Origin of the sequence: Acinetobacter sp. G11, from assembly GCF_049808495.1 — a bacterium.
GTDB lineage: Bacteria > Pseudomonadota > Gammaproteobacteria > Pseudomonadales > Moraxellaceae > Acinetobacter > Acinetobacter kookii.
Genome location: NZ_JBNCAT010000013.1, coordinates 54,687 through 65,319, shown reverse-complemented (window position 1 = coordinate 65,319; position 10,633 = coordinate 54,687). Strand labels below are relative to the sequence as shown.

The following is a 10,633-nucleotide window of genomic DNA, read 5'->3' as shown; positions in this document are numbered from 1 at the left end:
TTATATTGTTACTTAGACAGGTAGGACATTTGATTTGTAGCGTTATTTTCATACCTCTATTTTATCAAAAGCCATATTGTTTTTTTCAGCATACTTTTTGAAACACCACCAGATTTTTAAGCTAGGGAGTTATTAAGCCCCCCTGCTGATAAAGAAATTTTTGAAACAAAAAAGCCTGCAAATTGCAGGCTTTTTATTTAATTATTCTAGTAATTAACGCTGAACTTTTTGTTCAATCTCTTCTACGCTGGTATGGCGTACATCTAAACCCTTGACCATATAAATGACTTGTTCAGAAATATTGCGGGCATGGTCGCCAATCCGTTCCAGAGAACGCAGCACCCACATCACATTGATGACCCGGGAAATATGCCGCGGATCTTCAATCATATACGTCATTAAAGTACGGGTCGCAGACTGGTATTCACGGTCAATATCGGCATCGGCCAGCAGCACACGCAAAGCCTGATCAACATCCAGACGGGCAAAAGCATCCAGGGCGTCATGAATCATCACCCGAACCTGATTACCAATATGACGGGTTTCCATATAACCACGCGGTGAACTGCCCTCTTCACATAAATTTTGTGCAATACGGGCAATTTTTGCCGCTTCATCACCAATACGTTCCAGGTCAGTATTGGCCTTGGACATGGCAATGACCATACGCAAATCAATTGCAGCAGGATGACGGCGTGCCAGAATCAGGGTCAAGGCTTCATCAATCTCGGTTTCCATACGATTGACCACATTGTCCTGAAATTGCACCTCAATCGCTAAAGTGGCATCGGTATCCAACAAGGCATGAATACTGTTGGCCACTTGCTGTTCGACCAGGCCCCCCATGGTCATGAATTTGGTATTTACATCTTGCAAATCTTCATTAAATTGCGAAGAAATATGGTGATTTAACACCGGATTATTTGGCAAGGGACGTACTCCACAACAGCGATTTTAAAATGAATGATTGTGTTCAATATTAAAGCATATCAACTATGAAGTTTTTATGACAAAAACTGCAAGATTAGCCGGCCGGCTTGAACGACTTGTCAACCAGCCAGGCATTCATTTCTTCAAGGTCTTTTTCGGTCAATTTACCGACCGATGCTTTTAAACGCAGCACATTAATCAAATAATCATATTTTGCGTTTAAATAATCCTGTTTGGCAGAAAAAGCATTGCGTTGGGCCAGCAGCACATCGACCATGGTTTTTAAGCCTTCCTGATATTGTGCCTGAGAGGCCCGGGAAACCACTTCCGAGGAATCCATGGCAGCTTTTCGTGCCTGCAATTTGGCTTGATCGGTTTCTACCTGCATATAAGATTTTTTCACATCGGTATTGGCCTTGCGAATCGCAGCATCCAGTTGAGATTCGCTTTTTTTCACGTTCACCGCGGCTTTTTGAATGGATTTCTGTGTTCTGCCCCCGGTATAAACGTTCCAGTTCATCTCTACGCCAATCTGGTCAAACTTGCCATCGCTGGACACCACATTTTGCGGGGACTGCTTGATATAACCATACGTCCCTACCGCCTCAATTTGTGGATATAAGGCGGCTTTTTCTACCCGCTTCTGGTCTTCTGCATAATGCTGCTGTATGCGTGCCTGCTGAACAGAAAGATTCTGGCTGAGTGCCAGCGCTGTCCAGGCATCCAGATCTGCTGGATAAGGCTTCTGAAATTGAAAATCGTCCCGGAGTACGGCTAGACTTTCTTGATAGGGTCCGATTAACTGGGACAGTTGTTCCTGTGCCAAAACCAGTTGCACATGCGTGGCAATTCGGTTGGCCCGGGCACTTTCATATTGTGCATTGGCCTCACTGACATCGCTTTTTGCCACCAGGCCTTCTTTCAGTTTAGCATTCATGACATTCAGCTGTTCGAACAGAGCTTTTTCTTCCTGAAGATTGGCTACGGTTAAACTCTGCTGACGCAATACATTAAAATAACTTTCAGAAACATTTAAAATGTGTTCCTGGCGCTGCAATTGTAAAGTGATTTCACTCAGGCTGACGGACGTTTTGACCTGTTTTAAACCTTCCCAGGCATCCCAGCGGAAGATCGGCTGGCGTGCAGTAATGGCAATTTGTCGAGTATTGGACGATGAAGCCGCAAATGCATCGGAAGGAAAACCCGGAATAGTGCTGTCACTGGTCTGCTGGCTTTTACGCGCCACATTTCCAGAAATAGTCACCGTTGGCAGTAAATTCCCTTTGGCAATGCCCAAATTGAGTTGATCTGCTTCATACTGTAAAAGATTGGCTTGCCAATTGGGATCGCTGTTTTTTGCCCGCTGATAGGCTTCCACCAAATCTAAAGCATGACTCCATGAGCTGAACAACAACGCACATGCACCAATGACTATTTTAATATCCATTTTTTATCGTAAATCCCGACTCGCGACCATCCATAGACACGCATATTTATAATAAAGGCTATGCAATATTAAAATGATCTTCTCAATTTTCCGTATGATTTTTATTAATTTTTACAATATGTACCCGCATTATCCATTAGTCTCCATAATTATTTTCCGATAATCACAGCGCGTAACCAAAACCCTTCATAATACTACACAGACAAAGACTTTTTCAGTTATAAAATATCCATCTCCCCTATAAATCATTGCCGCATGTACCCGATATAGAATGACTGTGCCTTTAAAAACAAAATTTTCTGTTAAGCAATGCTTTCCCTTTTTTATTTTTATGCTTCTGCTCGGGTGTCAAAAACCCGAGCCTCAACCTATCCCGGAACAGGTACAAAAACAATCACAACAAGATGAAACGGTAGATTTATCGCTATTATGTAAAAACCTTGAAAAAAATATGCTGGCTATTAATTCTGAACGTACCACTTTTGCCTTGGAACAGATCAATCAGGATTTAAAATTATGCTTGCCGCTGTCTACATTTGCAGAACAACAGCATTTATTAAAACTCTCCAATCAAATGTATAACAACTTTCTCCGCGTGGACAGAACGGCGCCGCAACAAGTTGCTTTCGAAGCCTATGCTTTTGATTTGTCCCAGCACCCCACCATTCAACAGAATCATTTTGAACAACTGAATTTACGTGATCAATATTTATTGAAACATAAAGGGCAGGCATATATAGAGATGTATGATACGGGTAAAGACCGGGTCAATTATCGCCGCAGTCCTGAATATTTAGCCAGAATTTTTGCGCCTTATATGCCGCCAGCCGAACAGGTCTTTATCGAAAATTTGGCTAGCCAAAATATGCTACCGGTATTTTCAGATCAAATCCTAATTATTGAACCGCACGAAATTGTGTCCCGAGCTTTATTTTGGGAAGATTATTTAAATCAATATCCAAAGAGCAGCTATCGCAAAGATGCTGAGTATCTTTTACAGATGTATACCCTGTTTTTATTTAAAGGCATGAGTGATTCACCTGTCTCGGATACTTATCTGGATCAATATGCCATCCAAAGTAGTTCGCTGGATGAAATTGAAAAATTAGCCCAGGTCAAAAATTCACATTTAGCCGTTCAAGCGAACAAGTTTCTGCAATTTCTGCAATTATCTGAACAGCAGCGTTTAAAAGAAATTCCAGTCCAGCTCAGCCCTAAAGAACAACAGTCGATGTCTGAAAAGCAGCTTGCACTCAAACAGTTAGATGAATATTTAGGTCTACAAAATCTAAGCCTTTCCAACCCGCGCGACTGTTTTAGTGATGCGGTTTGTCTTTAAGCCTGGGTCGCTCTCCCTGTTCAATACCCCAGGCAAAAGCGATATTTTATGTGAATGTTTTTTTGTGGTTCGGCATGTTAAGATGACGCATAGCTTGACGGAGCGCGAGTAATAACTTGCTGAGATCACCTAAATTCTATATGCAGCTATGGCATTTGATGGTGAGTACCGTTGAACCTGATCAGGTTAAGACCTGCGTAGGAATCAAGCCATCAAAAAACCTAAGCCTTCAATTTATCCATGCTGATTTTTACAATCAATCTATCCGGATAAAACAGCCACGTTTTTGGTCGTGCTTGATTCGTTGATGTCATTCACAAGGATCATTACCATGGACCAATTAACGAATCGCTCTGCAACAGATATTTCCGCTCAACATGAGCAAGATGCCAAAGATCTCACCCGAATTTTACCCGCTTCCAGAAAAGTCTACATTCAAGGTTCACGTAGCGACATTCAGGTTCCCATGCGTGAAATTTCCCTGACCGAGACCCCAACCGGTCTGGGTGGCGAACACAATCCGGCCATTATGGTCTATGACACGTCAGGCGTTTATACCGACCCGAACGTGGCCATTAACCTGAATAAAGGTTTGCCCAATGTGCGTGAAACATGGATTGAGGAACGCCAGGATACGGAACGATTAGCGACCCTGAGTTCTGTTTTTGGACAGGAACGCCTGAAGGATATTCGCACGGCAGACATCCGTTTCGCCCATATTCAAAAGCCGCGCCGTGCCAAAGCGGGCAAAAATGTGACCCAGATGCACTATGCACGTCAGGGTATCATTACCCCGGAAATGGAATATATCGCCATTCGTGAAAACCAGCGCCAGCAGGAAGATGTGGATGCACGCCAGCATGCCGGGCAAAATTTCGGGGCCAAAAACCTGACCGAAATTACCCCTGAATTCGTGCGTCAGGAAGTCGCGGAAGGCCGCGCCATTATTCCGGCCAATATTAACCATCCTGAAATTGAGCCGATGATTATCGGCCGTAATTTCCTGGTGAAAATCAATGCCAACATTGGCAACTCCGCGCTCGGTTCCAGCATTGATGAAGAAGTGGCAAAAATGACCTGGGCGACCCGCTGGGGCGCAGACACCATTATGGATTTGTCGACCGGCAAAAATATTCATGAAACCCGTGAATGGATTATCCGCAACTCTCCGGTTCCAATTGGTACCGTCCCGATTTATCAGGCGCTGGAAAAAGTAAATGGTGTTGCCGAAGACCTGACTTGGGAAATCTTTAAAGACACCCTGATTGAACAGGCCGAACAGGGCGTGGACTATTTCACCATTCATGCGGGTGTGCTTTTAAGATATGTACCTTTAACTGCCAACCGCTTAACCGGAATTGTCTCACGCGGCGGTTCCATCATGGCGCAGTGGTGTCTGGCGCATCATCAGGAAAATTTCCTCTATACGCATTTTGATGAAATCTGCGAAATTATGAAAGCCTATGATGTATCCTTCAGCCTGGGGGATGGCTTGCGTCCGGGCTGTATTCAGGATGCCAATGACGAAGCACAGTTTAGTGAACTGCGTACTTTGGGCGAACTGACCCATCGTGCCTGGGAACATGATGTACAGGTGATGATTGAAGGTCCGGGGCATGTACCAATGCACATGGTCAAAGAGAATATGAATCTGCAACTGGAAGTTTGTCAGGAAGCCCCTTTCTATACCCTCGGTCCTTTAACCACTGATATTGCCCCAGGCTATGACCACATTACCTCGGCAATTGGCGCGGCCATGATTGGCTGGTACGGTACTGCCATGCTGTGCTATGTCACCCCGAAAGAGCATTTAGGCCTGCCGAACAAGAAAGATGTCAAAGACGGTATCATCACCTATAAAATTGCTGCCCATGCAGCCGATTTGGCCAAGGGACATCCGGGTTCGCAGGTGCGTGATAATGCCCTATCCAAAGCGCGTTTCGAATTCCGCTGGGAAGATCAGTTCAATTTGAGTCTGGACCCGGATACTGCACGTAGCATGCATGATGAAACCATGCCGAAGGAAGCGCACAAGTCTGCACATTTCTGTTCCATGTGTGGTCCTAAATTCTGTTCGATGAAAATCACTCAAAATGTGAGGGATTATGCGAAAAATCAAAGCAACGAGGGACAGCGCCAAGAACAGGATACAGAGATTGAAGCAGGTTTGAATGCCATGAAAACCAGCTACCATGAACATGGTCAAAAATTGTACCACAAGCTGTAATTCTTAAAAAAAAATCTTTTATTTTCATAAAATTCTCAGTTAGGATGAATGTATGCTTTTCATCCTGACTGAGCTATATGAACATTATTAAACAAGCGACATATAACCGCGACCAAGTCAAAATTCAGTCCCGTGAATATCTTTTTCGTGGCTTCATTCAGGTTGAAAAAGTCAATCTCTGCCATCGTTTATTTAACCAGAGCGAATTCACTCCGGTCATGCAGCGTGAACTGATTCACCGCCCTGAAGCGGCAGGTGTACTGATTTATGATGATGCCCAGCAGAAATTTGCCCTGATTGAACAATTCCGTGTCGGTGCAATGGATGATCCAGAATCTCCCTGGCAACTGGAAGTGATTGCCGGTGTACTCGATGGGGATGAATCGCCGGAAAGCTGTATACGTCGTGAGAGCCTGGAAGAATCAGGCTGTGAGATTGATCAGTTGCAGCTTTTATTCAGCTTTTATCCTTCGGCTGGGGCCTGCTCTGAACTGTTCCATTTATACAGTGCCCAGACCCATCTTCCGAAGCAGGGCGGAATCTTTGGCATGCCGGATGAAGGAGAAAACATTCAACTGCATATCATTGATTATAGTGAAATAGCCACCTTACTGTGTAATGGTCGCTTAAAGAATGCACCGGTCATAATGGCCTTGCAATGGCTGCAACAACATATTAAAACAACAAGGAATGTCTAAGGAGTCGGACATGACTTTATACCAGCACAACGAAGATCAGCAAGACTGGACCATTATTCAAATTTCAGACACACATTTGATGAATCAGGAAGATTTAGAATTTGTGCACATGAATCCAGAACACAGCTTTCAATCGGTTATGCAGCAAATTCGACAGCAATATCCAAATGTCGATGCCATTATCAATACGGGTGACCTGGCTCAAGTCCCGGTTGCAGAAACCTATAGCCGTTATCTGTCTTTCATGCAGCGGCTAGGAATCCCGTTTTATCAAATTCCGGGCAATCATGACAATATTGATCTCTTCCCTTTTTACCAAAATAAGGACGAGGTGCAGGCCATTCATTTTGGCAGATGGAGCTTTGTGCTGTTAAACAGTGCTGTACCCGACAGAATAGACGGCTGGATTGAACAAGAGCAATTGCAACAACTGGATATACTTTTAGCAAAACTGCAACAGCAATCCGTGATCGTGGCATGCCATCATCATCCTTTTGCAATGCAATCCAAATGGATCGATCAGCATATGCTGAAAAACACTGAAAACCTGACCGACATTCTGGCCAAGCACAGCAATGTCAAGGCAGTTATTTTTGGTCACGTACATCAGGATTCCTGTCATGAATGGCAGCACATCCGGTTTTTTTCTACGCCATCCACCTGTGTTCAGTTCAAACCTTTCAGTGAAGATTTTGCCCTGGATAATGAAATGCCGGGTTTTCGTGTCCTGCATTTAAAAGCCAATGGTGAACTTGAAACCCAAATTCACCGAGTCCAAACAGCACGACAACAAATTAATGGTGAAATTTCAGGTTATTAACTTTTCATTTTGCTTTTTTTCTATTACTTTATGGCTTCTGAAGGAAGCATGATCGATAGAATCCAAGCATCAAAGACTATCAAAAAGCACAAAAAGTCTATATGATGACGACCCTCGAAGGAAAATCTCCTTAGGGTTGGATAAAAACACTTGCATATCACCATATTTTTTGCGTATAGATAGTACGCATATGATGAGGAATGCCCTATATGGCGAATGACAACCAAAATCAAGTCTTGGACGAACAAACTGATGTTGTAGATGAAAAATCTACCAAACGCGTGCGTAAAACAAAGCCAAAAGCGTCAGAAAGTGGTTCTACTGCTAGCTTATTTGGTATTGCACCTTATCAGCCTAAAAAAAATGAAGAATACATGTCTGAAGGACAGCTTGAGCATTTCCGCCAGATCTTGATGGCATGGAAAGCAGAGTTGATGTCTGAAGTAGACCGCACCCTAAACACCATGCAAGACGAAAATACCGCATTGCCTGACGTGAATGACCGTGCCACACAAGAAGAAGAGTTTGCCATCGAACTCCGTACCCGTGACCGTGAACGCAAGCTGATCCGCAAGATTGAGCAATCTATCGAAGCGATTAAAAACGACGATTACGGTTTCTGTGAAACATGTGGTATTGAAATTGGCCTGCGTCGTCTTGAAGCACGTCCAACGGCTACCCTTTGTATTGACTGCAAAACCCTGGCAGAAATCAAAGAGAAGCAAAATAACGGTTAATACTGTGTTAAGTAATCCCTCCCTGACCCTCCCTTTAAGAAAGGGAGGGAAAGCAGAAGAGAATTACGTGGGTCGGTTTGCGCCATCGCCAACCGGCCCTTTGCATTTTGGTTCACTCATTACAGCGGTGGCCAGTTATTGCGATGCCCGTGCCCATCAGGGTCAATGGCTGGTCCGGATTGAAGATACCGACATTCCGCGCATTTATCCCGGTAGTGAAGAACATATCCTGCGCTCAATCGATGCGTTCCAGTTTGAGCCCGATGCCGAGATCATTTTCCAGAAAGATCGCCTCGATATTTATGAATCTGTCATAGAACAGCTGCATCAGAAAGGCTGGGTCTATGCCTGCCAGTGCACCCGTAAAATGCTCGGCTCCAATCATATCTACGTCGGAACCTGCCGCGATTTAAACCTGCCTTTCGAGCAGCAGGCCATTCGTCTGAAAGTATCAAATCAGGCCATTTGTTTCACCGATCGCCTGCAAGGAACCCATTGTTCCAATCTGCAACACGACCTGGGTGATTTTGTGTTGAAGCGCCGTGATGGCATTATCAATTACCAGCTGGCAGTGGTGGTCGATGATTATCTGCAAGGCATGACCCATGTGGTTCGCGGTGCCGACCTGCTGGATAATACCGAAAGGCAAATCTGGCTCGGTTCGCTGCTGGGTTATCCGCAACTTGAATATATGCATCTGCCTTTAGCAATGAACGCTCAGGGACAGAAACTCTCTAAACAGAATCTGGCCCAAGCACTCGATCTCAAGCGTGCTCCCGAATTATTGCAACAAGCCATTCGCGCCTTGCACCAGCCGGAAGTCGATTTAGACCTACCGGAACATATGCTGAAACAGGCCATTGCCCAGTGGAATACAGACTTCATTCCACATACAACTGAGCTACACGGCAGCTATTTATAAACCTCGGATTATCGTTAAGCTAAAAATACCTACAGCAGACAATGGCAGACTCAAAATGTTTTTTATATTTGGCATTGGTCCTAAAACCAAAGTGGTCGAGAAAAGTCAGTTTTTATGTCCGGTATGCAGAACCCGAAGTGCTTATGAATTGAAACAGCAACGCAATTATTTTTCTTTATTTTTTATCCCGCTGATTCCCCTGTCCAAGGCAAAAGGAGAATTTGTGAAATGCTTACATTGTGGAACGGAAATGCCGAGCACAGTGTTAAACCATGCTCAGCCAGACTGATCGTCCGAATCAACGCTAGAAGCTTGACTCTTCTTTGCTTGGATTGGCTTTTTGTGTAGTGGCATCAATTTTCAAAATCAGGCTGATCATCACTGCACACATAATTAACGATGAACCGCCATAACTGATAAACGGCAAGGTCAAACCTTTGGTCGGCAACATGCCCATATTCATCCCGGCATTCACCAGAATTTGCAGCAGGAAGATGATACTGATGCCATAGGCCAGATAACCTGCACGCAAGTATTGATACTGCAAGGCACGATGTCCAATCTTGATACAGCACACCACCATCATGAAGGACAGGATCAATACCGTGCTGATCCCGAAAAAGCCGAATTCCTCACCCAGAATCGCCAGCATAAAGTCCGTATGCGCTTCAGGCAGGTAAGACATTTTCTGGATACTATGACCCAGCCCTACCCCAGTCCATTCACCCCGGCCAAAGGCCATCAATGCATTGGAAAGCTGATAGCCGGTGCCCAAGGGATCCGCCCATGGATTGGTAAAAGACAAGGCACGCTGTAAACGGTAAGGCTCGAAAATAATCGCCGCAGCCAAAGCGCATACAATCGCGATCAGGAAGAAAATAAACTGGATCGGCGGTGCCCCCGCCAGGAAGAACACACCTAAAATCATCAGGACGATCACCGCAGTCGCACCCAGATCTGGTTCCAGCAGGATCAAGCCTACCGTGATGATCATCACGCCGACCAGTCGATACAGGCCGGAAGCACTGCTTCTCACCTCTTTTGCCCGTCGTACCACATAATCTGCAGTAAAGATGGCCATCATGACCTTGGCCACTTCGGAGGCCTGCAAGGTAAAGCCAGCAATACGAATCCAGCGGGTGGAACCATTGACCTCTGTACCGACGACCAATACCACAGCCAGCAACAAAATGGTCATGATCCACAGCGGGAAGGTATTATTAAACCAGACATTCAGCGACACTTTATACGCCAGAAATGCAGCTAAGCCTGCCGCAAAAATGGAAATGCCGTGTCGAATCACAAAATGAAATGGATTTTCATGTAAACGGTCTGCATAGGGCATCGATGCCGATGCCACCATGATGGAGCCAATACATAGCAAGGCAATTACACAGAAAATCAGTACATTACGTGGCGTTACTTCCGCGGGAATTTTCGATCCCCACTCATTGTAGAGCTGATTAATTTTATTTATGGTCGTCTGAGCTAACCCAGCCATACAACTTTCCTT

10 protein-coding genes and 1 riboswitch are annotated in these 10,633 nt (G+C 44.7%); of the genes, 7 read left to right on the top strand and 3 right to left on the bottom strand.

Annotated elements, in window-relative coordinates:
• Window positions 1–213 precede the first annotated feature (213 nt).
• Both phoU and ACPUEY_RS07095 read right to left on the bottom strand, forming a co-directional pair.
• Window positions 214–930 carry a phosphate signaling complex protein PhoU gene (gene phoU / locus ACPUEY_RS07100; RefSeq protein ID WP_092819188.1) on the bottom strand — a complete coding sequence of 239 codons (717 nt, stop codon included), beginning with the start codon at window positions 928–930 and terminating at the stop codon, window positions 214–216.
• A 94-nt stretch (window positions 931–1,024) separates the two neighbouring features.
• Window positions 1,025–2,377, bottom strand: coding sequence for a TolC family outer membrane protein (locus ACPUEY_RS07095; protein ID WP_131272970.1), 1,353 nt, complete (start codon window positions 2,375–2,377; stop codon window positions 1,025–1,027).
• A gap of 271 nt (window positions 2,378–2,648) precedes the next feature.
• Here ACPUEY_RS07095 and ACPUEY_RS07090 point away from each other — a divergent pair, with 271 nt between their 5' ends.
• The 7 genes from ACPUEY_RS07090 (at window position 2,649) to ACPUEY_RS07060 (ending at window position 9,409) form a co-directional block, all read left to right on the top strand.
• Window positions 2,649–3,716: a hypothetical protein gene (locus tag ACPUEY_RS07090; protein ID WP_213074924.1), complete on the top strand. Its 1,068-nt coding sequence runs from the start codon at window positions 2,649–2,651 to the stop codon at window positions 3,714–3,716.
• A gap of 88 nt (window positions 3,717–3,804) precedes the next feature.
• Window positions 3,805–3,937: riboswitch (TPP riboswitch) on the top strand.
• Between the two features lie 110 nt (window positions 3,938–4,047).
• Entirely contained in the window at window positions 4,048–5,943 is a 1,896-nt protein-coding gene (thiC, locus tag ACPUEY_RS07085; RefSeq protein ID WP_425121645.1) for a phosphomethylpyrimidine synthase ThiC, read from the top strand.
• 77 nt (window positions 5,944–6,020) lie between these two features.
• On the top strand, window positions 6,021–6,641 hold the full coding sequence (locus ACPUEY_RS07080) for an NUDIX domain-containing protein (RefSeq protein WP_425121644.1): 621 nt from the start codon (window positions 6,021–6,023) through the stop codon (window positions 6,639–6,641).
• A 10-nt stretch (window positions 6,642–6,651) separates the two neighbouring features.
• On the top strand, window positions 6,652–7,461 hold the full coding sequence (gene cpdA / locus ACPUEY_RS07075; protein WP_261181129.1) for a 3',5'-cyclic-AMP phosphodiesterase: 810 nt from the start codon (window positions 6,652–6,654) through the stop codon (window positions 7,459–7,461).
• A 209-nt stretch (window positions 7,462–7,670) separates the two neighbouring features.
• Window positions 7,671–8,198 (top strand): RNA polymerase-binding protein DksA, encoded by a 528-nt coding sequence (gene dksA / locus ACPUEY_RS07070; protein ID WP_092819193.1) that lies wholly within the window; start codon window positions 7,671–7,673, stop codon window positions 8,196–8,198.
• 4 nt (window positions 8,199–8,202) lie between these two features.
• Window positions 8,203–9,120, top strand: coding sequence for a tRNA glutamyl-Q(34) synthetase GluQRS (gluQRS, locus tag ACPUEY_RS07065; RefSeq protein ID WP_425121643.1), 918 nt, complete (start codon window positions 8,203–8,205; stop codon window positions 9,118–9,120).
• Window positions 9,121–9,175: 55 nt separating this feature from the next.
• Window positions 9,176–9,409, top strand: a complete 234-nt coding sequence (locus tag ACPUEY_RS07060) for a zinc ribbon domain-containing protein (protein ID WP_261181127.1) — start codon at window positions 9,176–9,178, stop codon at window positions 9,407–9,409.
• A gap of 15 nt (window positions 9,410–9,424) precedes the next feature.
• On the opposite strand, the gene ftsW is transcribed toward ACPUEY_RS07060, so the two are convergent.
• On the bottom strand, window positions 9,425–10,621 hold the full coding sequence (gene ftsW, locus ACPUEY_RS07055; RefSeq protein ID WP_425121642.1) for a putative lipid II flippase FtsW: 1,197 nt from the start codon (window positions 10,619–10,621) through the stop codon (window positions 9,425–9,427).
• Window positions 10,622–10,633 lie beyond the last annotated feature (12 nt).

Bases quoted from the DNA above. Each gene is read 5' to 3' on its own strand.
- ACPUEY_RS07095 (WP_131272970.1), bottom strand. From the start codon at position 2,377: ATGGATATTAAAATAGTCATTGGTGCATGTGCGTTGTTGTTCAGCTCA.
- ACPUEY_RS07090 (WP_213074924.1), top strand. From the start codon at position 2,649: ATGACTGTGCCTTTAAAAACAAAATTTTCTGTTAAGCAATGCTTTCCC.
- thiC (WP_425121645.1), top strand. From the start codon at position 4,048: ATGGACCAATTAACGAATCGCTCTGCAACAGATATTTCCGCTCAACAT.
- ACPUEY_RS07080 (WP_425121644.1), top strand. From the start codon at position 6,021: ATGAACATTATTAAACAAGCGACATATAACCGCGACCAAGTCAAAATT.
- cpdA (WP_261181129.1), top strand. From the start codon at position 6,652: ATGACTTTATACCAGCACAACGAAGATCAGCAAGACTGGACCATTATT.
- dksA (WP_092819193.1), top strand. From the start codon at position 7,671: ATGGCGAATGACAACCAAAATCAAGTCTTGGACGAACAAACTGATGTT.
- ACPUEY_RS07060 (WP_261181127.1), top strand. From the start codon at position 9,176: ATGTTTTTTATATTTGGCATTGGTCCTAAAACCAAAGTGGTCGAGAAA.
- ftsW (WP_425121642.1), bottom strand. From the start codon at position 10,621: ATGGCTGGGTTAGCTCAGACGACCATAAATAAAATTAATCAGCTCTAC.